This is a genomic window from Amycolatopsis sp. WQ 127309 (genome assembly GCF_023023025.1).
Taxonomy (GTDB): Bacteria; Actinomycetota; Actinomycetes; order Mycobacteriales; family Pseudonocardiaceae; genus Amycolatopsis.
Genome location: NZ_CP095481.1, coordinates 981,436 through 1,007,504 on the forward strand (window position 1 = coordinate 981,436; position 26,069 = coordinate 1,007,504).

Sequence of the window (26,069 nt, forward strand, 5' to 3'; positions counted from 1 at the left end):
TCAGACGAGCATTTCGGCCATGGAAACACTCACGTGAACGTCTTAGCGTGGAGGCATGCAGATCGGTGACGTCGAAGTGCTCAAGGTCGTCGAGTGGCAGGGCGAGATCGCCCCGCTGCGGACCATCGTGCCGGACAGCCCGGCCGGACTCCGGCGGGACAACGCATCCTGGCTCTCCCCCGACCACTGGCACCCGGAGACCGACGGCTACCACGCCGCCGTCCAGACGTGGGTGCTGCGCAGCGAGGGGAAAGTCGTCCTCGTCGACACCGGCGTCGGCGACGACCGGCAGCGGCCGCAGATCCCGCTGTTCGACCACCTGAAGACCGGCTTCCTGGACCGCCTCGCCGAAGCCGGGGTGCGGGCCGACGACGTCGACGTCGTCGTCAACACCCACATCCACTACGACCACGTCGGCTGGAACACCCTGCTGCGCAACGACGAGTGGGTGCCGGCCTTTCCCAACGCCACCTACGTGATCCCCCGCGCCGACCAGACGTACTTCGACCCGCGCAACGCCCACCGCCGCCCGGCGCCGCGCACCGAGCAGGAGCAGTTGCGCCGCGACGGCAGCCTTCTCGTCTACGCCGACAGCATCGCCCCGGTCCTCGGCCGGGCCGTGCTGTGGGAGACGAGCCACCGCATCGACGGCAACCTCACGCTCGAGCCGGCGCCCGGCCACACGCCCGGCTCGGCGCTCGTGCGCCTGACGTCCGGTGCGGACCGCGCCGTGTTCGTCGGCGACCTGCTGCACAGCCCGGTGCAGATCCTCGATCCCCGCCACAGCAGCTGCTTCTGCGAAGACCCGCGCCAGGCCGCCGCCACTCGCCGGAGCGTGCTCGAACGCGCGGCCGACAACCGGGAACTCGTTGTGCCGGCGCACTTCGCGGGCCCCGGCGCGGCCGAGATCCGCCGCGACGGCAGTCACTTCGCGATCCACCGCTGGGCGGATACGGTCGCGGAGTGCCGGAACTGATCACGCCCACCGCGGACCGTCGCACCGCCTGGCTGGACGCGCACGCCGAGTGGGGCCCCGGCCGCCACGAGGACGGCTTCGGGCTGCTCCCCGCCGACGAGGTCGCGACGCCAGCCGGATTCGCGGCCTGGCTGACGCGGCTGACGACCGACGAGTCCACCGAGTACTGGTGGATCGTCGACGGCGAGCGCGTGCTCGGCGGGATCGCGCTGCGCCGCCGGGACGCGGGTGCCGGGCACATCGGCTACGGCGTCCGGCCGTCCGCGCGCCGGCGTGGGCTCGCGGGCTGGGCCCTGGCCCGCGTGCTCGACGAGGCGCGCGCCCGCGGGATGCCCGAGGTGGTCCTCGTCTGCGAGCCGGGCAACGTCGCCTCGGCGAAGACCATCGAGCGGCACGGCGGCGTCCGCGAAGACGGGTCGTGGCGGTACCGCGTCACCCTGGTTCCTGTCGAAAAGCTGTGAAACCGGACAGACCTGGCACTCTCCGCCACCCCCGCGCGTTCATCGGGTAGCAAGACGGAGGAGGACCGATGGGTGCGTTGGGGACGTTGCTGGGGTTCGCGCTGACCCTGTACATGCTCGTGCTGATCGCGCGGATGGTGCTGGACTGGGTCGGCATGGTGGCCGACAGCCCGCCGTGGACCCGGCGGGCTCGCGGGCTGGCCTACGCGGCGACCGAGCCCGTGATCGGGCCGGTGCGACGGGTGGTGCGGCCGGTGCGGCTCGGCGGGATCTCGCTCGATCTGGCCTTCACGCTGGTGTTCGTCGCCGTGCTGGTGCTGCGGTCAATCGCCTTCAGCCTGTAGCGTGCCGCGGAAGCTCGCGGACAGCCGGTCGACGCCGCGCTCCAGCTCGGCGCGGACGCCGCGCAGGTCGATGCCGTCCGGGTCGATCAGGGCCTGCATCGAGATCCCGCGCAGCTGGGCGAGCAGGGCGGACGCGTACGCGTCGGCGTCCCGGACGCCGGTGATGCTGCCGTCCGCGACGCCGCTGGCGACGGTCTGGGCGATGGCGAAGCGGAACCGGCGGTCGGCCTCGGTGAGGGCGGCGCGCATGGCCGAGCTCTCCGCGGACGCGTCACCCCAGAGGGCCAGGAACGCGTGGTTGAGCGTCGGCATCGTCGTGATGAGCTCGAAGATGATGTCCAGCAGCGCCCGCAGCATGTCCATCGGCGTCGCGGTGGCGGACCCGGTCCGGGCCGCCACCGCTTCGCTGTAGGCGTCGGTGAACTCTTCGACGGCGTACTCGACCAGCTTGCCGCCGAGGCCGTCCTTGTCGCCGAAGTGCTGGTAGATCACGGACTTCGCGTACCCCGAGCGCGCGCAGACACCGCCGAGCTTCATCCGGCCGAAGCCGTCCTCGGCGATGAGGTGCGCGGCGGCGTCCAGAATGCGCGCCTCGACGGCCTCGTCGGCGTCTTCCTGGATCCGGCCTGCGGCGGAACGGTCCACCGCGCCATGCTAACCACTGGAACCGGACATCACCGGCCAACTGACGCCTTACCCGGCTGACCTGCGGTTACTCGACGAACCGGCCGGCGAGCTCGGCGAACTCCGTCGTCCCCGGGTTCTTCAGCTGCCGCTCGCAGGTGGCGTGCGCGATGGCGTGCGGCACCTGGTGGCCGTACTCGCCGGAGATGACGAGCATCGGCCCGCGGTCGGGGTCGAGGTTGTCGGCCTTGACCTCGGTGCGCGGGTTCCGCACGGCTTACGGCGTGCTGCCCAGCGAGTGGCGCCGCCGTCAGTGAACGGTGCGCGGGTCGTCAGCGGCGGCACGCAGTCTTCGGTCATCACCGACCGAGAGGAACTCCCGATGACCGCCAAGACCGTGCTCGTGTCCGGGGCCAGCATCGCCGGCCCGTCCGCGGCCTACTGGCTGCACCGCAGCGGCTACCGCGTCACCGTCGTCGAGACCGCGCCGGAGCTGCGGCCCGGCGGCCAGGCCGTCGACTTCCGGGGTGAGCAGGTGAAGCTGCTGGCCGCGATGGGCGTCCTCGGCGACGTGCGCCGGTTCGAGACGGCGATGGGTGAGCAGACCGTGCTCGGCCTCGACGGGAAGCCGCAGCTGAGCGTGCCCGGCGCCGCGTGGAGCGGCGAGGTCGAGATCCTGCGCGGTGACCTCGCCCGCGTCCTGTACGAGCACACCCAGGACTACACCGAGTACGTCTTCGGCGACCGCGTCACGAGCCTGACCGAACACGCGGACGGCGTCGAGGTCACCTTCCGGCGCGGGGCGCCGCGGAAGTTCGACCTGGTCGTCGGGGCCGACGGCGTGCACTCGGGGGTGCGGGCCGCCGCGTTCGGCCCGGAGCGGGACTTCCGCCGCGACCTCGGTTTCGGCATCGCCGGATTCACCGCGCCCAACCACCTCGGGCTCGACCACACGAGCGTGCTCTACAACGAGCCCGGCCGCGGCCTGATGGTCGGCAGCCACCGGCACGCCGACCGGCTGCACGTCGGGCTGGTCTTCGCCGCCGACGACGTCGAGTTCCGCCGCCGCACCGCCGACGAGCAGCGGGCGCTCGTCGCGCGGCTGTTCGCGGACACCGGCTGGGAGACGGCGAAGCTGCTCGAAGCGCTGCCCGCGGCCGACGACCTCTACGTCGACTCGATCAGCCAGATCCACCTGGACCGCTGGTCGACGGGCCGGGTCGTGCTGCTCGGCGACGCCGCGTGGTGCGCCGGGCCGGGCGGGTCCGGCACCGGGCTGGCGATGATGGGCGCCCAGGTGCTGGCCGGGGAGCTCGCGGCGGCCGGCGGCGACCACACGGCGGCGTTCGCGAAGTACGAGGAGCGGCTGCGCAAACCCGCCGCGGTCGGGCAGAAGAACGGCAAGGGCTCGGGCAACTTCCTCGCGCCGCGCACGACCAAGAAGATCCGCAACCGCAACCGCGCCTACAAGATGCTGAGCACGCGGCTGTTCGGTGGCATCTTCCTGCGGATGACCGACCGGGCGGCCAACGCGCTGGAGTACCGCGAATACCCGCTGCTCACATCGGCGTGACGCGGCGATCTTCGCCTCTTCGGGGGACCCCACTGGCGGCCCGGCGTGACGTGCGTCACCCTTGACGCCATGTCAATACGCCGGGCCGACGCCGCCCCGGTCCGGACGGCGCTCGCCGGCCTGGCGGTGCTGACCCTGGGCGTGGTGACCGCGATGAACGCCCGGTCCCTGCCGGTGATCGGCGACGGGACCACGTATTCCGCCGAGTTCGGCGAAGCCGCGGGCCTGTTCGCGGGCAACGACGTCCGGATCGCCGGTGTGCGGGTCGGCCGCGTCTCGGACATCCGGCTGGCCGGCGACCACGTCCTGGTGTCGTTCCAGGCGAAGGGCGCGTGGCTGGGCGACACGACGAGCGCGGCGATCCGGCTGAAAACCGTGCTGGGCCAGAAGTTCCTGGCCCTCGACCCGCAGGGCGACGCCACGCTCGACCCGGACGAGCCGATCCCCCGCTCGCGGACGACCGTCCCGTACGACGTCCTCGCCGCGTTCGGCCGGCTTTCGTCCACTGTGGACAGAATCGACACCGCGCAGCTGGCGAAGAGTTTCGACACGCTGTCCGCGACGCTCGCGAACACCCCGCAGGACGTCCGCGCCGCGCTCACGGGACTGTCGCGGCTCTCGGACACGCTCGCCGCGCGCGACGGCCGGCTCTCGACGTTGCTCGCCAACACCCGGACCGTGTCGCAGACGCTCGTCGACCGCGACGCCGCCCTGCTCGACGGTTCGCGGCAGCTCGCGACCGAGCTGTCCGGGCTGATCGAGGACGACGAAGGGCAGCTCGGGCCGCTGCTCACCCAGCTCGACCAGCTGACGTCGATGCTGCAGCGCAACCAGGACGCGCTCGCCGCCGGGATCCGCGGGTTCGCGCCGCTGGTCCGCCTCGGCGTCAACCTCTCCGGCAACGGCCGGTGGCTCGACGGTTACCTGTGCGGGCTGCTGCTGCCGTCGTTCGGTCCGCTGAACCAGGAAGGCTGCTACGGCTGAGCCGCGTGGCATGCTGACCGCATGCGATACCTGCTCCTGCTCGCCGGTGACGAATCCGCGGAGGCGGCCGCCGGCCCCGAGATGGCTCAGCGCTGCCACGAATGGGGCGCCGAGCTGGCGCGGCGCGGGATCCGGCAGACCGGCACGGGCCTGCGTCCGCCGGCCGAAGCGAAGACGCTGCGGGTGCGCGACGGCGACGTCCTGCTCACCGACGGCCCGTTCGCCGAGACCAAGGAGCAGATCGGCGGCTACGTCATCCTCGACTGCCCGGACCACGAGACGGCCGTCGAGGTCGCGTCGCGGCACCCGTGGGCCGAGGCCGGCGCGCTCGAACTGCGCCGGATCGCCGACGGACCGCCTACACCTTCGTGATCTTCACCGTGACCTGGTTGTCGTTGTAGGTGTAGGCCACGTACTCGAACTCGACGCCGGTGCGCTCGACGTACTCCGTCCAGGCGCGGTATTCGTGCCTCTTCCAGCCGGGGAAGTTGAAGAACTCGTCGAAGTGCACGATGCTGCCGGCGTGCAGCCGCGGCCCGCAGAGGTCAAGGACGGTCTTGGCGGAGCTGTAGAGATCGCCGTCCACGTGCAGGAAGTCGACGTGGCCCGGGTGCCCGTCCAGAAACCCGGGGAGGCTGTCGGCGAACAGGCCGACGACCAGCTCGGCGCCCGGGACGTCCGGCAGGTCGTCGCGGGCGAACGCGCCGGCGGGCATGCCGTTGAGCCACGCCTCGGGCAGGCCGTCGAACGAGTCGAAGCCGTAGACCTGCTCGCTGTTGCGAGCGCGGGTGATCGTGCGCAGCGTGTTGCCGGACGCGACGCCGAACTCCAGTGCCATTCCGCCTTGCGGCGCCAGGGAAAGCGCGTACTCGAGTGTCTGCTTCGGACGGCCGAAGTGCGGGGCGCCGACCAAGTGCTCGCGGGCGAAGACGTTGCTCTCCAGCGCGGCGTCCTGGTCGCCGGCGTAGACGATGTCGCGGCGGCTGCGGATCTCGAACTCCACCACCCGATCGAGGAGCCGGTCACCCTGGCGGACGATCTCCTCACGCAGTTCCGTGCGCATCCGGTTCAGCTGATCGGTGTACGGGTCGTGCACTTTCGAGGCCACCCGGAACAACAGCCTGCCCAGCGTGCGCCTCAAGGTTTTCGCTGCGGACGAAGGGCTTTCCGTCTGGTTCATCCCGGGACGGTACCCGACACGGCCCCCACCCCACCGAGGTAGTTCACGCCCGCTCAAGCGACGACGAGCCGGAAGCCCGCGTCCCACTCCGGGAGGTCCAGCAGATCCCGGTGCGCCTCGTGCCAGCGACCCGACGCCAGGTCCGCGCGCAGCCGGGCGATGCCGCGCGCCACGGCGTCAGGTGCCGTCTGGGCCAGGGCCGAGCACGCCTGCCGCACCGCCGGGTCGAGGTAGGCCTCCGGGCGCCGCCAGTGGGCCGGGAAGACGCCGTCGGTGAAGTCCCACGGCACCGGCAGCGGGACGACGCTCCGCGCGCCCAGGAAAGCCGCGACGTCCGACGCCGACGGGCGTGACCGCTCCAGCTCCGCCACCTCCGGCACGTACTCGCGCACCAGCCAGAAGTCGTTGTGGCGCCCGGTGTCGTAGGCCAGGACGACCTGCCGCCGCGCCACCCGGCGCAGTTCGGCGAGGCCGCGCCGCCACCCGGGCCAGTGGTGCACGGTCAGCACCGCGAGCGCGGCGTCGAACGTGCCCGCCGCGAACGGCAGGGCCTCCGCGACCGCGCGCACCACCGGCGCGGCGCCGGGAGGGCGTTGCCGGATCATCTCCGCGGACGGCTCGACGGCGGTGACCCGCCGCCCGGGCGGCTCGTAGGATCCCGTGCCGGAGCCGACGTCGAGCACCGTGCCCGCGTCCCCCAGCGCGTCGAGCAGCGGCGCGAGCCAGCGCGGGTCGGTCCGCCGGCCCAGCGCGTAACCGACGCCGATGCGGTCGTAGGTCGCCATCGCCCACCCCCAGGTCGAAGCCGATTTCCTTGCGGTAACCGGCACCCCCGAGCCTAGTTTCACCGGCGACGGAAGGGGATTCCATGAGCAGGATCATCGTGTTCGGCGCCGGCGGCCGGGCCGGACAGCGTGTCGTCGCCGAGGCGACCAGGAGGGGCCACCAGGTCACCGCGGCGGTGCGCGACCCGGGTCGCCACGAGGGGGTCGCGGCCGACGTCACCGACGCGGACAGCGTCGCGGAGGTGGTGGCCGGGCACGACGCGGTCATCAGCGTGGCCTACGCCGCCGGAACAGCGTCGGGCGAGTTCTTCCCGGCCGCCGCCCGCGCGCTGGCGGACGGCCTGAAGCGGGCCGGGGTGAGCCGGCTGGTCGTCGCCGGGATCGGGACGACGCTCGAGACGGCACCCGGCGTCGCGGTGCACGACGCGCCGGACTTCCCGGCCGAGCACCGCGCGTTCTCGCTGGGGCACGCGGCCGAACTGGCGGTGCTGCGCGAGAGCGGCCTGGACTGGCTGGTCGTCGCGCCGCCGCCGGTCGTGCTGGGCGAGGGCGGCGGCACGGGCTCCTACCGCACAGCCGTCACGACGCTCCTCCCGGCGGAGACGTTCGCCTACGCCGACTTCGCGCTCGCGCTGGTCGACGAGGCGACGACGCCGAAGCACTCGCGGGTGCTGCTGGCCGTGGCCTAACGCTCCGGGGTCTCGCCGCCGTTCTGCTCGGCGAGGAACCGCTCGAACTGCGTCCCGAGCTCCTCGGCGGTCGGCATGTGCTCGACGGACTCGGCGAGCAGGCTGCCCTTCTCGGACGCCTCGACGAACGCGTCGTACTGCCGCTCCAGCGCGCGGACGACGTCGCCGGCGTTCTCGTCGGACGCGGCGATCTGCCGTTCGATCTCGGCGGCGGCGAGGTCCGCGGCCCCGCGCAGCTCGCCGACGGTCAGGTTCAGTCCGGTGGCGCGGCCCAGCGCGTCGAGCAGGTTGAGCGACGCGGTCGGGTAGGCCAGCTGGGCGAGGTAGTGGGGCACGTGCGCGGCGAAACCGACCGCGTCGTGCCCCCACTCGCCGAAGCGGTACTCCAGCAGCGCGGCGGCGCTGCCCGGCACCTGCAGCCGGTTGGGCAGCGGCTGGTGCTCGCCGACCAGGTCCTGGCGGGTGGCGTGCGCGGTGACGCCGAGCGGGCGGGTGTGCGGCGCGCCCATCGGGATGCCGTGGAAGCCGGCGGTCAGCCGGACGCCCCAGCGCTCGACCAGGTTCCGGACAGCGGCGCAGAACCGCTCCCAGTCGTGGTCCGGCTCCGGGCCCGCCAGCAGCAGGAACGGCGTCTCGTCGGCGTCGTGCAGCAGGTGGACGACCAGTTCCGGCGCGTCGTAGTCCTCCCAGTGGTCCACCGCGTAGGTCATCGTCGGGCGCCGCGAGCGGTAGTCGATGAGGCGGTCGACGTCGAAGCGCGCGACCACCCGGTGCTCCCCGCTCAGCAGGTGCTCGGCCAGCAGCCGACCCGCCGAACCCGCGTCCATGAACCCCTCGAAGTGGTGCAGCAACACCGCCCCGGTCAGGTCGGGGACGTCCGAGTCCACCTCGTACAGGTCGTCGGGATCGAATCCCACCGGATCCTCCTGCTCACTGCTCTCCGACACGTATGTGAATCCTTCAAGCACAACACACCCCGACGGGGATTCCATTCCACCGGCTGTGCCCGGGATCGTAACGGCATGCGATCGAGCCCGGACCGGATCGGCATCGTGACACTTGTCCTGGGCACGCAAGCCACCGATCGGGCACGCTGAAGCAGTGAGCGAGCACACCGAGAGTACGGCCCTGCGGCTGCGGCCGCCGGCACACCGGGTCAGCCCCCGGGCCATCGGCTACTGGACGACGACCGCCGCGATCCTCTGGATCGTGCTGATCGGGGTGCAGACGCTCATCGTGGCGACCAGCGACGACGCACCCGCGTTCCTCGACGTGACGCTGGTGATCTCGTGCGTGCTCGGCCCGCTGCACCTGATCGTGATGCCGCAGTGGCGCTACCGCGTGCACCGCTGGGAGGTCACCGGGGAAGCCGTCTACACGCAGGCGGGCTGGCTGAAGCAGCAGTGGCGGATCGCGCCGATCTCGCGGATCCAGACCGTCGACATCGAGCGCGACCCGTTCGAACAGCTCTTCGGGCTGGCGAAGATCACGGTGACGACGGCGTCCGCGGCCGGCCCGCTGCGCATCTCGGGCCTGCGGCACGACCGCGCGCTGGAGCTGGCCGACGAGCTCACGAAGACGACCCAGGCGATCCGGGGGGACGCGACATGAGCAGCACCGCGGACACCGAGACGGCCGTGGTCCGGCCCGCCGAGGGCACGCAGGACGCGCCGTGGCACCACCTCGACCGGCGCATGCTGCTCATCCGGCCGGTGCTGGACCTGGTGAAGTCGCTGCCGGTGCTGCTGGGCGCGCTGCTGTTCGGCCACGGCGAGCCGTGGCAGTGGATCGGCCTGGCCTTCACCGCCATCGCCGTCTTCACCGGCGTCTCGCACGTACTGACGTCGCGCTACCGCATCACCGAGTCGCAGGTCGAGTGGCACACCGGGCTGCTGCTGCGCAAGCAGCGGGCCATCCCGCGCGACCGGATCCGCACGGTCGACGTCACCTCCGAGCCCAAGCACCGGCTGTTCTCGCTGGCCGCGACGCGGATCGGCACCGGGCGGCACAACCACGGCAAGGGGCCGAACAAGGACGAACTGGTGCTCGACGCCGTCACGGTCGCCGAGGCCCAGCGGCTGCGGACGCTGCTGCTGCACCGGAAGGCCGTGGCTGCTCCGTCTTCGACGGAAGCCGCGCCCGCCGCGCCGACGGAGCAGCTCGTCGCCGCCGTCGACAAGCGGTGGCTGCGGTACGCGCCGTTCACGCTGTCCGGGCTGGCGGTGGTGGGTGCGGCCGTCGGCACCGTCTACCACTTCGCGCACGAACTGCACTTCGACCCGGTCCAGTTCTCGCTGGTCCGGACGGTTGTCGGGCACTTCGCCGACACCCCGGCGTGGGTGAGCGTGGTGCTCGCCGCCGTCGGGCTGCTGCTGCTCGTGTCGGTGCTGTCGGTCGGCGGCTACATCCTGTCGTTCTGGAACTTCCGGCTCACCCGCGAGCCCGCCGGCACGCTGCACATCCGGCGCGGCCTGATCACGACGCGCTCGGTGTCGATCGAAGAGGACCGGCTGCGCGGCGTCGAGGTCCGCGAGCCGCTGCCGCTGCGCCTGGCGGGTGGCGCCCGCTGCGTCGCCATCGCGGGCGGCCTGCGCGAGGGCAAGGGCGCGGACAAGAGCGGCGGCCTCCTGCTGCCCCCGGCGCCGGTCGCCCGCGTCCACGAGGTCGTCGCGGCGGTCCTCGGCGAAGACCCCGCGGCGACGCCGCTGGTGCGGCACCCCCGCCGGGCGCTCTACCGCCGGCTGACCCGCGCGGTGATCGGCGTGCTCCTGCTGGGAGCGGCGCTCTACGCCCTGGCGTGGCTCGCCGGCTGGCCGGACTGGCCGTGGCAGGTGGCCGTGGTGCTGCTGCCGTTCGCGGCGTTGGTCGGCTGGGACCGCTACCGCGGCCTGGGCCACGCGCTCACGGGCCGCTACCTGGTGACGCGGTCGGGCTCACTGGACCGCGGCACGGCGGTGGTCCGGTGCGACGGCATGACGGGCGTCGTCGTCGAGCGTTCGTTCTTCCAGCGCCGCGCGGGCTTGGTCACGGTGATCGCCCCGGTGGCCGCGGGCAAGGGCCACTACAAAGTGCTGGACGTCGGCGAGACGGACGGGCTGACACTGGCCGACGAGGCACTTCCGGGGCTGCTGACGCCGTTCCTGGAGCGTCGTTGAACACCGTTGTGCTACAACAAAAATCACTTCGGCGAGCGCAAGTGGGAATCTGACCGGGATTCGGAAATGCTGGCTTTCGTTTCACGCAACGTGCTAATTTATTCACCCCGTGTGATAGCGAAGGTCGTTTTTGTCTCACCGAGAGGTCATGATGACGCCTGCCGTCAGTGCCGTCGACGGTTCCGCCACCACTTCCCCCCGCCGTACCCCCGGGGCCAGCAGTTCCCGGAAGGTCCTGCAGCTGCTGCTCGCGTTCTCCGAGCGCCGGTGGGAGGCCAGCGTGGCCGAGCTCGCCGCCACGATCGGCACCCCGGTCGCGACGACCTACCGCTACGTCGCCCTGCTCAAGGAGCTGCAGCTGCTCGAAGAGGGCACCGCCGGGCACTACCACCTGACCAGTCAGGTGATGCCGCTCGCGCGGGCCGCGCAGCTGGCGAACGACCTCGTCCGGCTGGCGAAGCCGGCCATGGAGGAAGCGGCCCGCGAACTCGGCGAGACCGTGATGCTGTTCCAGCAGTTCGGTGACGCCGCCGTGTGCGCGGACCGCGTCGAGTGCGACCGCGCCATGCGGTTCACCTTCGAGCCCGGGCATTCGGTGCCGCTCGGGCTCGGCGCGTCCGGCAAGATGCTGCTCGCGCTGCTGCCGGAGATCGAACGCGACCGGCGGCTGCCGCCGATCATCGACCAGTACGGCACCGGTGTGCGTGACGAGCTGAAGTTCGCGCAGGAGAACAGGTTCTCGGTCAGTTCCGGCGAAATCGACGAAGGTGTCTGGGCTTGTTCGGTCCCGGTGCCGACGATGGGCAGGCGGCCGACGGTGCTGACCGTGGCCGGTCCCGCCGCCCGGATCTCCGAAGGCGCCCGCGACGACGCGATCACGGCGTTGCGCGGCTACGCCGACCGCATCCAGCGGACGATTTCGTCGTACTCGCTGTAAAAATGCCGCGCGCCGGAGCCGGCGCGCGAGTAGGAATGCGCGGGTGATCCGGCTCGCGCGCCCCGACGACCTGCCCGCCCTGATCGACGTCGAACGCGAGGCCGGGCAGCTCTTCCGCGACCTCGGCATGGCCGCGATCGCCGACGACGACCCGGGCTCGGTCGCGGAACTGTCGGTCTACCAGGCCGACGGCCGCGCCTGGGTGAGCGTCGACGCCGACGACCGCCCGGTCGCCTACCTCATCGCGGAGGTCGTCGACGGACGCGCGCACATCGAACAGGTCTCGGTCCGGCCGAGCCACGCGCGACGCGGCCTGGGCAGCGCGCTGATCGAGACGCTCGCCGAGTGGGCGGCCGAGCGCGGTCTGCCGGCGCTCACGCTCACGACGTTCACCGAGGTGCCGTGGAACGCGCCCTACTACGAACGGCTGCGGTTCCGGGCCGTCGAGGACGCCGAAATCGGCGACGGGCTGCGTGACATCCGCCGCTCCGAGGCCGCCCGCGGCCTGGACACCTGGCCGCGCGTCGCGCTGATCCGTCCGCTCTGACCTGCACAAATGCCCTTTTCTCCCCTACCTGGGGGATCCACTGGCGCGACCAGTCGAACATGTGTTCTACTGTGCGGGCCGGTCCCGGAGGGGGAAGCTCCGCGGGCCGGCCCAATCTTTTCGGGGAGTTCTGAGGAGGCAGCGTGGCGGTCAAGATCACCCACCTGGCGAACGGCCAGCAAGTGCGTTTCGCGAACGCGGACGGCGCCCGCCGCTACGCCGAGATCATGGGCGGCGGCGTCGACAAGTGGCGGTTCACGGTGGTGCCCGAAGACCTCGCGCTCCGGAAAATGTCGGACTCGGTCGTTAACGTGCCGGTATGGCGTATGACTTCCAGGTGACCGTCGACTCAGCCGACCCGCACGTGCTCGCCGACTGGTGGGCCGAGACGCTCGGCTGGGCCGTGGAACCGACTGATGAAGACTTCATCCGCGAGATGATCGCGAAGGGTTACGCGAGCGACGCGGAGACGAAGATGCACAACGGGGCACTGGTGTGGAAGACGGGTGCCGCCATCCGGCACCCGGATTCCCCACCAGAAGGCCCGCCGAAGCGGGTGCTGTTCCAGCTGGTTCCGGAACCCAAGACCGTGAAGAACCGCCTCCACTTGGATGTCTGGGTAGGCGCGGCCAACGTCGACGCGACGGTGGAGAAGCTGACCACGAGGGGCGCGAAGTTCCTGCACCGCGGACAGCAGGGACCACACAGCTGGGTGACGGTGGCGGACCCGGAGGGCAACGAGTTCTGCGTGTCCTGACGTTCGCGACGTTCGCCCAGCTCGCGACCGGCCCGCCCGCACGATCGGCGAGCAGCCTCGGCGCGCCGAGGGCAGGAGCAGCAGGCCCGCACAACCGCGACCGGGGCCAGCTCACGCGATCGTGAGCGGCGGGCTCCGGCACCGCGAAGGCCAGCGGCAGGCCCGCACGACCGTGAGCGGGCGCATCCAGGGCGTCGGAGGCCTTGGATGCGCCGCTCGGCGGCGTCAGCGCAGGCGGTCCAGGGCCTTGGGCAGCGCCGTGGCCAGTAGGTCCAACTCCGGTTCCGCCGCGATCAGCGGCGGTGACACGGCGATCCCGCGGCCGAGGTTGCGCACGATCACGCCCTCGTCCCGGCACGCGCGCTGCAGCTTGACCGGAGCGCCCGGGTCGGCGTCCATGACGTCGCCCGTCAGCTCCACCGCGGCGAGGAAGCCCAGCCCGGCGCGGACCTCCGCCACCAGCGGGTGGTCGCTGACCCCCGACACGGCGTCGGCGAGTGGCTTCTCGAGTTCGCGGCCGCGCGGGATCAGGCCGTCGCGCTCGTAGATGTCCAGCGTGGCGAGGCCGGCCGCGCAGGCGACGGGGTGTCCGGCGTACGTCGCGCCGTGGCGGAAGATCGGGGCGCCGGGCGCGCCGGTGAAGAACGGTTCCGCCACGCGCGGCGCCACGACCAGCGCGCCGAGCGGGATGGTCCCGCCGGTGATGCCCTTCGCCGTCGTGATCATGTCGGGTTGCACCGACCACCGGTCGATGCCGAACCACGTGCCGAGCCGGCCCCACGCGGCGATGACGCAGTCCGCGACGAACAGCACGTCGTGGCGGCGGCAGATCTCCGCGACGGCCTCGATGTACCCCTCCGGCGGCAGCAGCACGCCACCCGCGCCGATCACCGGCTCGCAGAAGAAGGCCGCCACCCGCGACGCGCCCACCCGCTGGATCTCGGCCTCGAGCGCGCCGGCGTCGTCGAACGGGACGTGCGAGAACTCCGGCGGCTGCGGGCCGACGCCGGCCGCGTTGGCCGGGATGCCGCCGACGGCCGTGCCGAACCCGTGCGTGCCGTGGTAGCCCTGTGTCCGGCCGATGACGTGCACCTTCTCCGGCCGCCCGGTCTGCGCGAAGTAGGCGCGCGCGAGCTTCACGGCGGTGTCGATGACGTCCCCGCCGCCCGATCCGAAGAACACCTTCGAGCCGGGGGTCGGCGCCAGCTCGGCGACGCGGTCGGCCAGCTCGATCGCCGGCTCGTTCGCGTTGTAGCCGAACAGGTTGTACGAGTCGAGCGCCCGCAGCTGCTTGCCGACGGCCTCGGTGATCTCCGGCCGCCCGTGCCCGAAGTTGGCGTACCAGAGCGACGCGGTGGCATCGAAGTACCGCCGCCCGGCGTCGTCCCAGACGTAGGAGCCCTCGCCGCGGGTGATGACCATCCGATCCCCGTCGACGGCCCCCATATCGGCAAACGGGTGCCAGAGGGCGTGCTTCGGTTGTGCTGACATCGGTCCTCCTCAGGTCCCGCCCCCATCCTTACCAGGGCGAAGCAGTCGGCGCGAACACTCCATCGTGCACAGTTCGGCGGCCGGACCTGGCCGGAACGGCACTGCAACCCGTAACACCGACGCCGCCCGGCACGGGCTGACCCCTCACTCCAGGAACTCCGCGATCTCCGCCTCCGAATAACCCAGCTCCGCCAGCACCTCCGCGGTGTGCTGGCCCAGCGTCGGCGGCGCGGACGTCGGCCGCGCGGGGGTGTCCGACGCCTTCACCGGGAACCCGTTGCCCACGTACGTGCCCACCGTCGGGTGCGGCAGCCGCACCACCTGGTCGCGCGCGGCCGTCCAGGGGTCCGCGTAGACGTCGTCGAGCTCGTTGATCGGGGCCGCCGGGATGCCCGCCTCGTCGAACGCCTTCAGCCAGTCCGCCGCCGCGCGGGTCAGGAGCACCGGCTCCAGCAGCGCGTTCAACGGATCCCGGTGCGCCGCGCGCGCGGCGTTCGAAGAGAACCGCGGGTCCGCGGCGATGTCCAAGCCGAGCACGCCGCAGAACGCGTGCCACAGCTTTTCGCTGCCCACCGCGATGATCAGCCAGCCGTCGGACACGGGGTACGCCTGGTACGGGACGATGCTCGGGTGCGCCGAACCCATCCGGCGCGGGCGCGGCGCGTCGTAGAACACCGCGCCCGCCGCGTAGACGTGCCAGGCCAGCTGACTGTCCAAAAGGGACACGTCGAGGTACTGGCCGCGGCCGGTGGTGTGGCGGGCCTGCAGCGCCATCAGCACCCCGATGATCGCCCACGTCCCGGCGTTGAGGTCGGCCACCGGCAGCCCGACCTTCGCCGGCGCGCCGTCGGGCTCGCCGGTCAGCGACATGACGCCGCCGAGGGCCTGCGCGACCAGGTCGTAACCGGCGCGGTCGCGGTAGGGCCCGGTCTGCCCGAACCCGGTGATCGACACGTGGATCAGCCGCGGGTTCACCGCCGACAGCTCCGCGTAGCCGATCCCCCACTTCTCCAGCGTCCCCGGGCGGAAGTTCTCGACGAGCACGTCGGCGCCGGCGACCAGCCGGCGCAGTGCGTCCCGCCCGCGGTCGCTCTTGAGGTCGAGGACGATCCCGCGCTTGTTCCGGTTCGCCGCGAGGTAGTAGACGGCCTCGTCGCCGACGAACGGCGGGCCCCAGCCGCGGGTGTCGTCGCCGTGGCCCGGCGGCTCGACCTTCACCACGTCGGCGCCCATCTCGCCGAGGTGCTGCGTGCAGTACGGCCCGGCGAGGATGCGGGAGAGGTCGACGACCTTGATCCCGTCCAGCGGCCGGAATCCGTCAGGGGCAGGGGGCATCAACGGCTCCTCGTCGGGCTCGGCGTCCGCCCCTTTGTACCTCGCGCACCCGGGTAAGGGATTTCCTACCAACGGACCTAGACGACGATCACCCCCATCGTGTTGATTGTTGAGCGAGTCTGTGCAGAGTTGCGCACTCCGGGAGGGAACAATGCGTCGTCTTGTGGGAATGGCGGCCGCGCTGGCCGTCTGCGCCACGCTGGTCACGGTCACCCAAGCCGCGGCCGCGGAGCCCCAGTACTTCGCCGCCCAGCGCGTCGGCGACCGCCCGCCGATGGGCTGGAACAGCTGGAACAAGTTCGGCTGCGCCATCAACGAGGACCTGGTCCGCGGCGCGGCCGACGCGCTCGTGTCGTCCGGCATGAAGGACGCGGGCTACCAGTACGTCAACATCGACGACTGCTGGGCCGAACAGAACCGCACGGCCGACGGCAAGCTCGAACCGAACCACGAGAAGTTCCCGCACGGCATCAAGGCGCTCGCCGACTACGTCCACGGCCTCGGCCTCAAGCTCGGCATCTACACCAGCGCCGGCACGCTGACCTGCCAGAAGACCATGCCGGGCGCCCTCGACCACGAAGACGCGGACGCGCAGTCGTTCGCCGACTGGGGCGTCGACTACGTCAAGTACGACTTCTGAAACCTGGCGCTTCTGACCTGGGGACTTTCGGTGCGCCGGGGCTTTGACCAGGTGTTTTACGCCGGTTGCGTCCGGTTGCGTCCGGTTAGGTCCGGTCGTTTGACGGCCTGGTGACGGCCTGGCTGGCCGGGCCTGCTCGGTCCAGAGAGTGAGTTGGTAGTGGCTGAACAGGGCGATCTGGTTCGGACTGAGCTGGCGGCTGGACATGTGTCGAGTCCTCTCGTTTGTTCAGCTCTTCACGGCTCGCTAGCCGATGAGTCGAGTCGGAACCGGATTGCCTATTTGCTGCCTTTCCCTCGCCCCTGCCGCCTCTAGCGGTGAGCTGGCCGGGTCAAGGCACGCTTTCCCGCCTTGACGCGGCCAGCTCACCGCTAGACGCTGCGATGCGAGGGAACCTCTGGGGAGCCGCGTTGCGTCGTCGTCAGAGTGTTGCGGGGCAGCGATCATGCCGGGACACTTAATGCGGCCCCCGGCGCCACTCCCTCCCCCTCGGTGGCGCCGGGGGCCTCTTGGTCCGTGCCGAAAGTGCGGGATATCGGGGTGCCTGATCCAGTCGTCCTGCGTTCGGCGGGTGCCTGACTCAAGCTGACGGTGGTGACGAGTCCGATGGTGTTTCCGAGCGGCATGGATGGGCCCGACGACCGCTTGGTGCGCCTGTGGTTTGCTCACTGTTGGCGCGCAGTGGACGACCTGATCGCCGTTGAACGGGCCACCGGAGTACTGATGGAGCGACGAGGCTGCGAGCCGACGCAGGCACGGGCGATCCTCTTGCGCGAAGCTAACGCGGCCCACCTGGCGCTGGAGGATATGGCCCGTGTGGTTGTCGCGCGACGGTGGTAGTCGCCCTGCACTCAGCCAGGTTCCGGCCCTTCTGGTTGGGGCCTGCATGTCAGTATCGTCAGAGGATGGACCAGCCAGACCATGACCTGGCGAGGTTTCAGTCTCTGAACCAGCGTGAGGCTGCGGCTGACGCCCGTGACACCGAGTCCGTTGAGGGCGATCGGCTCACTGATGAACATGACCGGGCTGTCGATTGGCGCGATGACATAGCCCGTGCCAGAGGTCGGGCTTATGCACTGAGAATCAAGGTGGACGAGCAGATCCAGCGCCGCGTCGAGCTGTTGGCGCGGTCGCGGGAGATATTGGATCGCTTGCTGCGACGGCTGAACCGGATCGACGCTGCACGCGACGCCCCCGCCGTGTGGGCAGATCGGGAACGGGTCGAGGTTGAGTCGGCCAAGGCAGACAGCGCGTCGCTCGGCTCGGCGGATGTGGCTGCGGGGAACGATGGTGTTCCGGCGGCGCGCGTGCGGGTGCCGAGTCGTCGGCGGGCTCGCCCGGCGGCCGGCCGGAGCGGAGCGGGAGGCCGGTCCGCCAAGGGCGGGAGCCCGCCGCACGCAAGGTGACCCGTGCGCGCCGCCGCAGGCGGCGCCTTGATCCCATAGAGCCAAATTCGGCAACCCAATGCCAGACGCTAGCTGCCATCTAGCGCAACCGATCGAGCAATGCAAGTTCGAGCCCTGGCGCTGTGGCGATTGTGGCAGTGGAACTGAAGTCGTGGCGCACGCCGGTCGCATCGACAACCAACGCGCCAGCTTCTCTAGCGATCAAAACACCTGCCGCAGTGTCCCACGGCTTGTTAGCGAGTATGACGCACGCGTCCGTCCGGCCGTCTGCAACAAACGCTAGATCGAGCGCAGCAGATCCCCACATGCGAACACGCTCGACCTGTTCAGCAAGCATTCGAGTCACGGCGAACCGTCGTTCATTCTTCTTGGCGGCACCCGAACCGGTTGCGTAATCGCCTATTGAAACAATAGCGCGATCAATCTCGGTAACACTACTTGAATTGATCGGCTCTCCGTTGCAGAATGATCCGCCACCTTTAGAGCCGTAGTAATTGAGACCAAGGAATGGTGCCGTTATGACACCAATGACAGGCTCACCCCTATGAATCAAAGCTAACTGACTCGCACAAAGAGGAATTCTGTGCGCGAAGTTCGAAGTGCCATCTATCGGATCGAGGGCCCAGACAAACTCCTCAGATTCGTCTACCGAGCCGCCACCCTGCTCTTCGCCTAGGAAGTTAAAGTCCGGAGTCTTCTCCTCAAGGAAAGTGCGGACTTGTTCTTGAATCTTAATGTCCATGTCGGTGACAAGATCCCTATCGCCCTTCAAATGCACGCCACCAGGGCCATCCTTTAACATAAGTTTGCTACCAATGGCAACCGCCTCCTGTGCAACAGCAAGAAGCTCTTTCAGGGCCTTCATTTCAACACATCCGAACCGCGCTCCCACATGGTCTCAAACACGGACGAAAAAGTATGAAAAAGTCCAGAAGGATGCTCATCCTGTCGTTCCAAAACCAGCGTTGGTGATTCAACACCTCTCGCATCAGGCAGGTAAGGCTGAACTATGCACAGGGTGTTGTCGATTACCGTGATATTGAATCGAACCGCTTCATCGTAGGTGCGAATATGCAAATTTGCACACGCATCATCCGAAAGCTTTGTTCGCAGTCGGCGCAATGCGTCGATATTCAGTTTGGTTAGCGTGATCAACACGCCATCAGGATGCGATTCTTCACGCTCGCGTGATTTAATATTATAGCCGTCAGGATCAAGAAAGAGACATTTGACTATTGTTCCACGCTCAAGGAGTTCCTTCAATGCGCGATCCGAATACTGTTGACAAAGCATATTTAAAGAAAGTCCAACCATGCTGATATTCTCGGCATCATCAAACAGTTCATGCGGAGGCATTTCGTGCGCGAATTGTGGTCGAGTTTCAAATACGGCGGTAACGTCAGCCACTCCATCGCGCACGGAAGCAACCTGATTTGCGGTCTCGGCAATCAATATAGGCGACTTCGTGACGGGCGGTTCTGGCACGAAACCAATTCCTCCCGAATGTTTTTGGAAAAGCTGCTCGACCGTCCATCCGGGAAACATACTTTCCAGTATTCGACAGTGATGCGGATAAGGCAGGCCGATGATGTCACCCGCGAGCCAGCGATAAAACTGCGCTTTTTTTGGAAAGCTGTCCACGAGATCGTGATCAATTGCTTTGGCAAGCTTATTGTATTCTCGACAAAACATCCGATGGTTCTGCAAGTGACGCTGCCTGAGGAGCACTTTAAGCACGTTGGAGTGCTCTACCACGGCCGATCCCGCTCCCTCGATCTCTGTCATGCAACCATCCTACCAGCTAGATGAGACATAGACGAGACTAGATGAGCAGTAGACGGTCTAGAGGAGACATACAGGGCGTCTTAATGGGACCGTCGTCGGCCGATAGTAGTGGTGGGGCCACTGCTGTGGTGGTCACCGCTACTAGAGAGGTTTCACACGAGATGGCTATCACCAGGGATCACAGGTTCGCGATCGAGTTCCACGACGCTTTCCCCCAGGGGTTGGTGTTGGTGGGTGAGGTGTCGCCGGACAACGAGTATCAGTCGCGCGAAGACAAGGCGGCTGGTCGTCCGGTGCGTCAGCGGGTGGACGAGTTGACCGGTAAGCGGCAGTGGGTGTGCACGGTGACGGACCCGGACGAGATCAAGGCCAAGCGGGCGTCATTTGAGGTGACGTTGATTGCGGATGTTCAGCCGGTGCCGACGACGTCGGAGGTTCTGCCCGGTATGCGTCCGGTCGAGCTGGACGGGCTGACGGCGCAGCCGAAGGTGGCGGGGCAGGGCGAGTTCAAGTACCAGTCCTACGCGTTCCGTGCGACGGGTTTCAAGGCTGCTGCCAGCGGAGGAAACCGGGGTTCGGCTGGGAAGACGGCCGGGGGTCCGGCGCAGGAGCAGCAGAGCAAGGCGGCGTAATCGCGGTCGGGTTGAGTTGGATTCGGTGCGATGGAAACCAAGAAAGTGGTTCGGGACTGGGAAGAGGCGTATCGCCGGTATCGGGCTGCCTCGGATGAGGTCGCGCGGGTACGGGCGTTCGATCCGGCTGTCTTAAATGAGATGGCGGATGCGTCTCATGCGGTGGCGGTCGCCTGGCGGCGCATCACGGTGGGTGCGAACCTGCCGTGGTGGTCGTTGGCGGCGACGTTGTCGGCGGCGGAGGCGTTCGAGGGGCAGACGCAGTTCTGGCGGCGGCGAGCGAAAGGAACGGCTCCTCCGGATCGGCCGGCGGGGCCAATCGCGGGAGGTAGCGAGGCTCGTGGGGAGTGGTTCACCGACCACGATCCGCGTGGGTTGCCGGGACATTCTCCCGTCGTTTCGGGTGATGCGGCACCGCTTCGTCGTGGTCCGTCGCCGGTGCGTCGGCCTCGTCCGGACGGCCGGGGTGCGTGATGGCGGAGTGCGAACGGGTGCTGTTTGAGGATGTGGAGGCGGGCACGTTCGTGCCGGTCGGGGTGCTGGTGACGCGAGTGCGTCATCTGCGCGGTCTGACGCAGCGGGAGGCGTCGGACCAGATTGGTATTGATATTCGAGCGTTGTCGTTGATCGAGACTGGTCGACGTACGGTCAAGGCAGTAGGGATGTTGATCAGTCTCGCTGACGGCCTGGAGGTACCGCGCACGCAGTTTTTGGAATGGGTGACCAGCGAAATGGAGTTTCACCACACCGGGCTGCGCGGGCCGAACAGTGAATGACACCAGGTTTCCGATCAAGCTGCGTGACGCTCAAGCGGATCTGTTGCGGCGAATGCCGTGCCGGGAGACGCCGTGGGCGGAGTGGGTGGACTTTCACCGCTACAACGCCCGGATGTTCGCCGCGATCGCTGAGACCGACCCGGCCCACAAGTGGGAAGCGTTGGCCTGTCACGGTATTCAGTTGCGGTGTGTGGAGCGGCTGACCAAGCGTCCGGAGTGGAAAGAGGACTACCAGGTCACACCGAACGACGGCGAGTCGAGCCACGGGGAGGTGTTGTGATGGACAGTCGTATCGGTCCGGGTCGTCGCCCGCTTGCGGTGTGGCTTCCCACGGTCCCGCCGATGCGGTTCGGTGTGTGGGTGGACAGGGCGTGTGCCGCACACGGGTGGTCGCACAAGGAGCTGTCGAGGCGTTCGGGGGTGTCGACGAACACGATCTACGCGATGGTCTATGCGCAGCGGGAATCGTGGTCACTGGCACACGTAGCCGCATTGGCGGACGCGTTCGGTGTTGACCGGGCAGTACCTGCGCTGCTGGCCCTTCGCGAGTTTGAAAGGGGTTTCGATGACGAGCGACGTTGATTCGATGGTTGCGCTGTCCGCAGGATCGACGTGGATGGTCTGCGCCGGACCCGAGGAGACGCTGCCCGTGCCGGATACGCGCATGGTCGGCGGGTGGATTCGCTGGCACCGCACCCGTGCCCGACTGTCGCAGAAGGCGACGGCAATACGGATGGGTACCTCGACAGACACACTGGTGGCAGTGGAGACAGGCCGGCGGGCTCTGATTCAGATGGAGACGGCGGTACGGATCGCGGACGCGCTGCGCCTGTCGCGGGAGGAACTGGTAATCCGGGCTGTCTGGGACTTCCGCACGGTGGAGGACCGGTGAGTGGCGGGGTGCCGGTCGGGAATTGGCTGCGAGCGCGACGCCAAGAGCTGAGGCAGAGCCCTGAGGCGATAGCACTACGGGCGGGTCTGTCCAAATCGCACGTGGTGAACCTGGAAAACGGAAACCGGAAGCTGCGCAACGCGAAGGTCATGTTGCACCTGTCGAGCGCTCTCGGGGTGTCGCCGTCGTCGCTGTGGCTGTGCGTGGTGCAGGAGATCGAGCGAGAGGAGAACAAGATCTTCGGTCGTTGATTCGCAAGCGTAACTGAATATCGACAATTCCGCGCGTGAGGACGTGCGATAAACAAACGCGTCCTCACGCGCACAATCGACCTGTTAAAGCGCAGAACCGGCCCCTGGCTACCAACCTGTTCCGGTTCTGCGCCTGTTCACTGGAGTAAGCGAACAATGCAAACAATAAATGATGACAACCAACGCCCGTCAACCGGGGTCACCCGGATGCGCTGCGCGAAATGTAGGAGGTTCGCCCGTCTGCTGCCGGGCGAGGACCGTTGTGCCCCGTGCCTGGGGATGTTGCCGCTGCTGCTGGTGCTGCCGAGTGCTGGGGTGCGGGGTGGTCGCCGATGAACGCACACGCGGTGATGATGGTGACGCTGGTCGGCGGCGGCCTGGCGGTGCTGCTGTGGGTCCTGGCGAAGATCGGTCGTGCCCTGGCCGGTCTGGCCGAGTTGCTGGCGGCCGTGGCGGTCGTCGGGATCGCGCTGTGGGGCCTGCTGCAGGCAGTGGGCTGGATTGTTCGGCAACTGGTCACGCACAGGCGGACCTGCGTGACCTTGGTGGCCGCGTGGGCCTGGTGGCACTGGCTGGGCTGGGTGTCTCTCGCCATCACGGTCGCGGTGCTGGGCCTGGTCCAGCTCGTCTGGTGGCGGCTGGACGCGGTGGGCTATGACCAGTGGTGCGGCCGGTGGGTGCGCTCGTGGTGGCTGCGGTGGACGCTGTACGGGCAGAAACTCGGTGGCTGGCTGACCGCCTGCGGCTTGGTGGTCCGGGACGCCTCGGTGCCGGTGGATGTGACGGTGTCGCTGATCGGGCGTCGACGCAATTCGGTGTCGCGCAGTGAGAAGCGCGCCGATGCGGTGGCGGTGCCCAAGTTGCTGTCCGTGCGTTCCGGTCCTTCTTGGGATGAGGTGCGGGTTCGGCTGGTGGCCGGCCAGACCCCCGAGGAGTTCGACCAGGCGGCCCGCGCGCTGGCGGTGGCTCGGAAGGTCACCCGCTGCCAGATTCGCGAGCTGGAACCGGACGTCGTGTCGATCGACTACATGCGCCGGGACCTGCTGGCCTCGCCGGTGACGTGCCTGCCAGTGCCGGACCTGGTCGCGGTCGATGGCACCGGGGTGGATCTGCGGGCCGTCTATGCGGGGTCGACGGAGTATGGCAAGCCGTGGCGGCTCCCGCTGGTCGGCACGGGGTCTCACACGCTGGTGGCCGGGGCTACGGGGTCGGGGAAGAACTCGGTGATGTGGTGCCCTCTGGTCGCGGCCGCGTCGGCGATCCGGGCCGGTGTTATCCGGGTGTCGGGGATTGACCCGAAGGCCATGGAGCTGTCCTACGGGCGTGGGATCTTCGCCCGTTACGGCCGGTCCGGGAAAGAGGCCTTGGAGGTCTTGGACGCGCTGTTGGATGAGCTGGAGAACCGCAAGCGTGTCTTTGCCGGGAACACGCGTGAGGTGCCGATCTCGGCCGAGTATCCGGTGGAGCTGCTGGAGTTCGACGAGATCGGGGCGTTGACCAAGTACACCGACCGCAAAACCCGTGAGTCCATTGTGGAGAAGCTGGCGATCCTGACCACCCAAGGTCGGGCGCTGGGGTTCACGGTGCGGGGGTATGTGCAGGAGCCGACGAAGGACACGGTTCCGGTGCGGGAGCTGCTGCCCCGGCGGATCGCCATGCGGCTTACGTCGAGGACGCAGGTTCCGATGGTAATGGGTGACGGCGCGTATGAGCGGGGCGCGTGGGCCAACCGCATCCCCGAGTCGGCGGCGGGTGTCGGCTACGTCTGGGGCGAAGGCATCCGCGAACCCCTGCGGGTCCGTGCTGGGTGGGTGCCGGATCAGACGATCAAACAGTTGGAGCACTACGTCACCAACGGTGGTGCCCAGGTGGTCAACCTGGCCGATCGGCGCGCGGGCGAAGGGAGGTCGGCATGACCACCACGGAAGATCCCCAGGTCGGGGCCATGCCGGCATCGGGTCAGGCGTCCCCGGTGGAACGGGTCCGGGGCGCGCTGGCCGCTGACGTGGTCAAGGCGACGGCGGAGAAGCACGGGGTGTGTGTCCGGCCGTTCACGATGGAAGTCGGGGACACCGAAACCGGGGAGGTCCGCTACGTCCCGGTGCCGTGTGGGTCCGCTGTGGAGTCGGTGTGTCTGCCGTGTGCGCGGAAGGCGAAAGCGTTGCGGCAGGCCCAATGCCGGGAAGGCTGGCACCTGACCGAAGAACCGGTGATCACCCGGGAGAAGCCGTCGGAGACGCAAACCGAGTTGTTGACCTACCGGGCTGACCTGGCGGGGCACTACCGGGACGTAGTGGCAGCCGGTGATGAGGCGGAGGCGGAGGAACTGCGCGCCGAAGTGGCCACTGTAGACGTCGAGTTGCGGGAGTCGGGGATGACGGGGCGCCTGCCCGCGCTCGACGTGCCGGACCGGAAGGCGGTGAAGCGGTCGACGAAGCGGCGGCAGGACGCTCCGAACCTGCCTCGGCGGAAGGTGGCCAAGACGACGGTGGGGCGGGAGTTCGCGGGGAAGTTCCGGCCGTCGATGTTTGTCACGCTGACCTGTGACACCTACGGCCGGGTCCGGCCTGATGGGTCCCCGGTTGACCCGGCGAGCTATGACTATCGCCGGGCGGCTCGGGATGCGGTGCACTTCGCGGCGCTGGTGGATCGGTGGTGGCAGAACCTGCGCCGTGTCGTGGGCTGGGATGTGCAGTACTTCGCGACGGTGGAGCCGCAGAAGCGGGCCGCTCCGCACCTGCACACGGCGTTGCGCGGGGCGATCTCGCACGACACCATCCGGTTGGTCACCGAAGCCACCTACCATCAGGTGTGGTGGCCCGCTCATGACGAACTGGTCTACACGGACCGGAAACCGTTGTGGGACCCGGATAGTCGTTCCTTTGTGGACCCGGAGACGCGGGAGGCGCTGACGTCGTGGGATGACGCGGTGGAGGCGGTGACCGAACCGGCGCACGTGGTGAGGTTCGGTGCCCAGGTGCACTCCAAGGGCATCCTCGGTGGGACGGAGGAAGCTGGCCGGCATATCGGCTATCTCACGAAGTACTTGACGAAGTCCACGGGTGAGGTCGTCGACGCCGACACCTTGGGTCAGCGGGATCACCACGAACTGTTGCACGCCCACTTGGCGGTGACGCCGTGTTCGCCGCGCTGTGCGGTGTGGCTGCTGTATGGGATCAATCCGAAGGGAGCGAACGGGAAGACGACTCCGGGGCACTGCAATGGGCGTGCGCATCGCCGGTCGACGTTGGGGCTTCCGGGTCGGCGGGTGTTGGTGTCGCGCAAGTGGTCGGGCAAGACGGTGGCTGAGCACAAGGCGGATCGGCGGGGGTTCGTGTTGTCGGCGTTGGCGGCGGTCGGAATCGTCAAGCCGGAACCGGCTCCGGATCGGTTCGTGTGGCGCAAGGTCGAGCCCGGGGACACGCATTGCCCGCCTCGGGATCATCTGGTGATGCGGGCGATCGCGGAGCGGATTACGTGGCAGGCGGAGTACACGCGGGCGATGCTGGCCGCTGCTGATCCACCAGGTCCGGAAACTTCGGCAACTGCGACGACGACCGTGGAGGCGGCCTGACCAAGCAGCGAGGGGAGGCGGGGATGACGGTGCATGTTCGGGTGGTGGAGCTGGAAGGGCTGTGGGGGCCGGAAGAACTGGGGGCTTTTCTCGGCATTCCGGAGAAGACATTGCGGGATTGGCGATTGAGGGGATACGGCCCTGCGTTCATCAAGCTGGGTAAGCACGTCCGGTATGACCCGGCGGTGGTGCGGGCGTGGGTAGTCGAGCTGAGCGATTCTGGCGAGGATGACGCTTCGGAAATTCCGATGATGAGGAAGGGGTAAGAGGATGGG

General features: G+C 68.7%; 33 protein-coding genes and 1 pseudogene. 25 read left to right on the plus strand and 9 right to left on the minus strand.

Features of this window, described 5'->3' with window-relative positions; genetic code table 11:
• The first annotated feature begins 55 nt into the window (after positions 1 to 55).
• The 3 genes from MUY22_RS04050 to MUY22_RS04060 all read left to right on the plus strand — a co-directional run bounded on the left by MUY22_RS04050 (position 56) and on the right by MUY22_RS04060 (position 1,781).
• A complete protein-coding gene (locus tag MUY22_RS04050; protein WP_247057179.1) occupies positions 56 to 976 on the plus strand; it encodes an MBL fold metallo-hydrolase in 921 nt (306 codons plus the stop codon).
• Positions 964 to 1,437, plus strand: coding sequence for a GNAT family N-acetyltransferase (locus MUY22_RS04055; RefSeq protein WP_247057181.1), 474 nt, complete (start codon positions 964 to 966; stop codon positions 1,435 to 1,437). The genes MUY22_RS04050 and MUY22_RS04055 overlap by 13 nt, the downstream gene beginning before the upstream one ends.
• Positions 1,438 to 1,505: 68 nt before the next feature.
• On the plus strand, positions 1,506 to 1,781 hold the full coding sequence (locus MUY22_RS04060; protein ID WP_247057184.1) for a YggT family protein: 276 nt from the start codon (positions 1,506 to 1,508) through the stop codon (positions 1,779 to 1,781).
• Here the strand turns inward: MUY22_RS04060 and MUY22_RS04065 are convergent.
• Together MUY22_RS04065 and MUY22_RS04070 are read right to left on the minus strand one after the other, a co-directional pair.
• Positions 1,761 to 2,426 carry a TetR/AcrR family transcriptional regulator gene (locus tag MUY22_RS04065; RefSeq protein ID WP_247057185.1) on the minus strand — a complete coding sequence of 222 codons (666 nt, stop codon included), beginning with the start codon at positions 2,424 to 2,426 and terminating at the stop codon, positions 1,761 to 1,763. The genes MUY22_RS04060 and MUY22_RS04065 overlap by 21 nt on opposite strands.
• Before the next feature lie 67 nt (positions 2,427 to 2,493).
• Entirely contained in the window at positions 2,494 to 2,679 is a 186-nt protein-coding gene (locus MUY22_RS04070) for a hypothetical protein (RefSeq protein WP_247057188.1), read from the minus strand.
• Positions 2,680 to 2,787: 108 nt separating this feature from the next.
• Between MUY22_RS04070 and MUY22_RS04075 the strand changes: the two genes are divergently transcribed.
• From MUY22_RS04075 to MUY22_RS04085, 3 genes are all read left to right on the plus strand, one after another.
• Positions 2,788 to 3,978 carry an FAD-dependent monooxygenase gene (locus MUY22_RS04075; RefSeq protein WP_247057190.1) on the plus strand — a complete coding sequence of 397 codons (1,191 nt, stop codon included), beginning with the start codon at positions 2,788 to 2,790 and terminating at the stop codon, positions 3,976 to 3,978.
• A 69-nt stretch (positions 3,979 to 4,047) separates the two neighbouring features.
• Positions 4,048 to 4,962: an MlaD family protein gene (locus MUY22_RS04080; protein WP_247057192.1), complete on the plus strand. Its 915-nt coding sequence runs from the start codon at positions 4,048 to 4,050 to the stop codon at positions 4,960 to 4,962.
• 21 nt (positions 4,963 to 4,983) lie between these two features.
• Positions 4,984 to 5,334 (plus strand): YciI family protein, encoded by a 351-nt coding sequence (locus MUY22_RS04085; protein WP_247057194.1) that lies wholly within the window; start codon positions 4,984 to 4,986, stop codon positions 5,332 to 5,334.
• Here the strand turns inward: MUY22_RS04085 and MUY22_RS04090 are convergent.
• Positions 5,321 to 6,142, minus strand: a complete 822-nt coding sequence (locus MUY22_RS04090) for a class I SAM-dependent methyltransferase (protein WP_247057196.1) — start codon at positions 6,140 to 6,142, stop codon at positions 5,321 to 5,323. The genes MUY22_RS04085 and MUY22_RS04090 overlap by 14 nt on opposite strands.
• 53 nt (positions 6,143 to 6,195) lie before the next feature.
• A complete protein-coding gene (locus tag MUY22_RS04095; RefSeq protein WP_247057198.1) occupies positions 6,196 to 6,927 on the minus strand; it encodes a class I SAM-dependent methyltransferase in 732 nt (243 codons plus the stop codon).
• An 83-nt stretch (positions 6,928 to 7,010) separates the two neighbouring features.
• On the opposite strand from MUY22_RS04095, the gene MUY22_RS04100 reads away from it, so the two are divergent.
• Entirely contained in the window at positions 7,011 to 7,616 is a 606-nt protein-coding gene (locus MUY22_RS04100) for an NAD(P)-dependent oxidoreductase (RefSeq protein ID WP_247057200.1), read from the plus strand.
• On the opposite strand, the gene MUY22_RS04105 is transcribed toward MUY22_RS04100, so the two are convergent.
• Positions 7,613 to 8,533 (minus strand): proteasome assembly chaperone family protein, encoded by a 921-nt coding sequence (locus MUY22_RS04105; RefSeq protein ID WP_247057202.1) that lies wholly within the window; start codon positions 8,531 to 8,533, stop codon positions 7,613 to 7,615. The two genes, MUY22_RS04100 and MUY22_RS04105, sit on opposite strands and share 4 nt — an antisense overlap.
• 142 nt (positions 8,534 to 8,675) lie before the next feature.
• Between MUY22_RS04105 and MUY22_RS04110 the strand changes: the two genes are divergently transcribed.
• From MUY22_RS04110 to MUY22_RS04135, 6 genes are all read left to right on the plus strand, one after another.
• On the plus strand, positions 8,676 to 9,227 hold the full coding sequence (locus tag MUY22_RS04110) for a PH domain-containing protein (RefSeq protein ID WP_371827578.1): 552 nt from the start codon (positions 8,676 to 8,678) through the stop codon (positions 9,225 to 9,227).
• The gene (locus MUY22_RS04115) at positions 9,224 to 10,771 is read left to right on the plus strand and encodes a PH domain-containing protein (protein WP_247057206.1); all 1,548 of its coding nucleotides are present in this window, start codon (positions 9,224 to 9,226) and stop codon (positions 10,769 to 10,771) included. The genes MUY22_RS04110 and MUY22_RS04115 overlap by 4 nt, the downstream gene beginning before the upstream one ends.
• Before the next feature lie 151 nt (positions 10,772 to 10,922).
• On the plus strand, positions 10,923 to 11,708 hold the full coding sequence (locus tag MUY22_RS04120) for a helix-turn-helix domain-containing protein (RefSeq protein WP_326951649.1): 786 nt from the start codon (positions 10,923 to 10,925) through the stop codon (positions 11,706 to 11,708).
• A gap of 43 nt (positions 11,709 to 11,751) precedes the next feature.
• Positions 11,752 to 12,255 carry a GNAT family N-acetyltransferase gene (locus MUY22_RS04125; protein ID WP_247057211.1) on the plus strand — a complete coding sequence of 168 codons (504 nt, stop codon included), beginning with the start codon at positions 11,752 to 11,754 and terminating at the stop codon, positions 12,253 to 12,255.
• 143 nt (positions 12,256 to 12,398) lie between these two features.
• Positions 12,399 to 12,596, plus strand: a complete 198-nt coding sequence (locus MUY22_RS04130; protein ID WP_247057213.1) for a hypothetical protein — start codon at positions 12,399 to 12,401, stop codon at positions 12,594 to 12,596.
• Positions 12,575 to 13,012: a VOC family protein gene (locus tag MUY22_RS04135; RefSeq protein WP_247057215.1), complete on the plus strand. Its 438-nt coding sequence runs from the start codon at positions 12,575 to 12,577 to the stop codon at positions 13,010 to 13,012. Before MUY22_RS04130 ends, MUY22_RS04135 begins: the two co-directional genes overlap by 22 nt.
• 225 nt (positions 13,013 to 13,237) lie before the next feature.
• Here MUY22_RS04135 and MUY22_RS04140 read toward each other — a convergent pair whose 3' ends face one another.
• Together MUY22_RS04140 and MUY22_RS04145 are read right to left on the minus strand one after the other, a co-directional pair.
• Positions 13,238 to 14,503 carry an aspartate aminotransferase family protein gene (locus MUY22_RS04140; protein WP_247057217.1) on the minus strand — a complete coding sequence of 422 codons (1,266 nt, stop codon included), beginning with the start codon at positions 14,501 to 14,503 and terminating at the stop codon, positions 13,238 to 13,240.
• Between the two features lie 144 nt (positions 14,504 to 14,647).
• Positions 14,648 to 15,838, minus strand: a complete 1,191-nt coding sequence (locus tag MUY22_RS04145) for a CaiB/BaiF CoA-transferase family protein (protein ID WP_247057219.1) — start codon at positions 15,836 to 15,838, stop codon at positions 14,648 to 14,650.
• A gap of 169 nt (positions 15,839 to 16,007) precedes the next feature.
• Here MUY22_RS04145 and MUY22_RS04150 point away from each other — a divergent pair.
• From MUY22_RS04150 to MUY22_RS04155, 3 genes and pseudogenes are all read left to right on the plus strand, one after another.
• Positions 16,008 to 16,472, plus strand: a pseudogene (locus MUY22_RS04150) (glycoside hydrolase family 27 protein); the annotation flags it as partial.
• 630 nt (positions 16,473 to 17,102) lie between these two features.
• Positions 17,103 to 17,318 carry an ANTAR domain-containing protein gene (locus MUY22_RS49675; RefSeq protein WP_371827653.1) on the plus strand — a complete coding sequence of 72 codons (216 nt, stop codon included), beginning with the start codon at positions 17,103 to 17,105 and terminating at the stop codon, positions 17,316 to 17,318.
• A gap of 65 nt (positions 17,319 to 17,383) precedes the next feature.
• Positions 17,384 to 17,884 (plus strand): hypothetical protein, encoded by a 501-nt coding sequence (locus MUY22_RS04155; protein ID WP_247057221.1) that lies wholly within the window; start codon positions 17,384 to 17,386, stop codon positions 17,882 to 17,884.
• Positions 17,885 to 17,963: 79 nt separating this feature from the next.
• Here MUY22_RS04155 and MUY22_RS04160 read toward each other — a convergent pair whose 3' ends face one another.
• Together MUY22_RS04160 and MUY22_RS04165 are read right to left on the minus strand one after the other, a co-directional pair.
• Positions 17,964 to 18,749: an inositol monophosphatase family protein gene (locus MUY22_RS04160; RefSeq protein WP_247057222.1), complete on the minus strand. Its 786-nt coding sequence runs from the start codon at positions 18,747 to 18,749 to the stop codon at positions 17,964 to 17,966.
• The gene (locus MUY22_RS04165; protein WP_247057224.1) at positions 18,746 to 19,669 is read right to left on the minus strand and encodes a DUF5919 domain-containing protein; all 924 of its coding nucleotides are present in this window, start codon (positions 19,667 to 19,669) and stop codon (positions 18,746 to 18,748) included. The genes MUY22_RS04160 and MUY22_RS04165 overlap by 4 nt, the downstream gene beginning before the upstream one ends.
• Positions 19,670 to 19,830: 161 nt before the next feature.
• On the opposite strand from MUY22_RS04165, the gene MUY22_RS04170 reads away from it, so the two are divergent.
• From MUY22_RS04170 to MUY22_RS04205, 9 genes are all read left to right on the plus strand, one after another.
• The gene (locus tag MUY22_RS04170) at positions 19,831 to 20,301 is read left to right on the plus strand and encodes a hypothetical protein (RefSeq protein WP_247057226.1); all 471 of its coding nucleotides are present in this window, start codon (positions 19,831 to 19,833) and stop codon (positions 20,299 to 20,301) included.
• Between the two features lie 473 nt (positions 20,302 to 20,774).
• Entirely contained in the window at positions 20,775 to 21,077 is a 303-nt protein-coding gene (locus MUY22_RS04175) for a helix-turn-helix domain-containing protein (RefSeq protein WP_247057228.1), read from the plus strand.
• Positions 21,070 to 21,357 carry an AMED_5909 family protein gene (locus MUY22_RS04180; RefSeq protein WP_247057230.1) on the plus strand — a complete coding sequence of 96 codons (288 nt, stop codon included), beginning with the start codon at positions 21,070 to 21,072 and terminating at the stop codon, positions 21,355 to 21,357. Before MUY22_RS04175 ends, MUY22_RS04180 begins: the two co-directional genes overlap by 8 nt.
• Before the next feature lie 62 nt (positions 21,358 to 21,419).
• Positions 21,420 to 21,659, plus strand: coding sequence for a helix-turn-helix domain-containing protein (locus tag MUY22_RS49680; protein ID WP_371827654.1), 240 nt, complete (start codon positions 21,420 to 21,422; stop codon positions 21,657 to 21,659).
• Positions 21,643 to 21,969: a helix-turn-helix domain-containing protein gene (locus MUY22_RS04185; protein ID WP_247057232.1), complete on the plus strand. Its 327-nt coding sequence runs from the start codon at positions 21,643 to 21,645 to the stop codon at positions 21,967 to 21,969. The genes MUY22_RS49680 and MUY22_RS04185 overlap by 17 nt, the downstream gene beginning before the upstream one ends.
• Positions 21,970 to 22,070: 101 nt before the next feature.
• Positions 22,071 to 22,220, plus strand: a complete 150-nt coding sequence (locus tag MUY22_RS49685; protein ID WP_371827579.1) for a hypothetical protein — start codon at positions 22,071 to 22,073, stop codon at positions 22,218 to 22,220.
• Between the two features lie 332 nt (positions 22,221 to 22,552).
• A complete protein-coding gene (locus tag MUY22_RS04195) occupies positions 22,553 to 24,136 on the plus strand; it encodes an FtsK/SpoIIIE domain-containing protein (RefSeq protein ID WP_247057234.1) in 1,584 nt (527 codons plus the stop codon).
• Complete coding sequence (locus MUY22_RS04200) at positions 24,133 to 25,794, plus strand: replication initiator (RefSeq protein WP_247057236.1); 1,662 nt, start codon at positions 24,133 to 24,135, stop codon at positions 25,792 to 25,794. The genes MUY22_RS04195 and MUY22_RS04200 overlap by 4 nt, the downstream gene beginning before the upstream one ends.
• 23 nt (positions 25,795 to 25,817) lie before the next feature.
• A complete protein-coding gene (locus MUY22_RS04205) occupies positions 25,818 to 26,060 on the plus strand; it encodes an AlpA family transcriptional regulator (protein WP_247057239.1) in 243 nt (80 codons plus the stop codon).
• Positions 26,061 to 26,069: the final 9 nt, after the last annotated feature.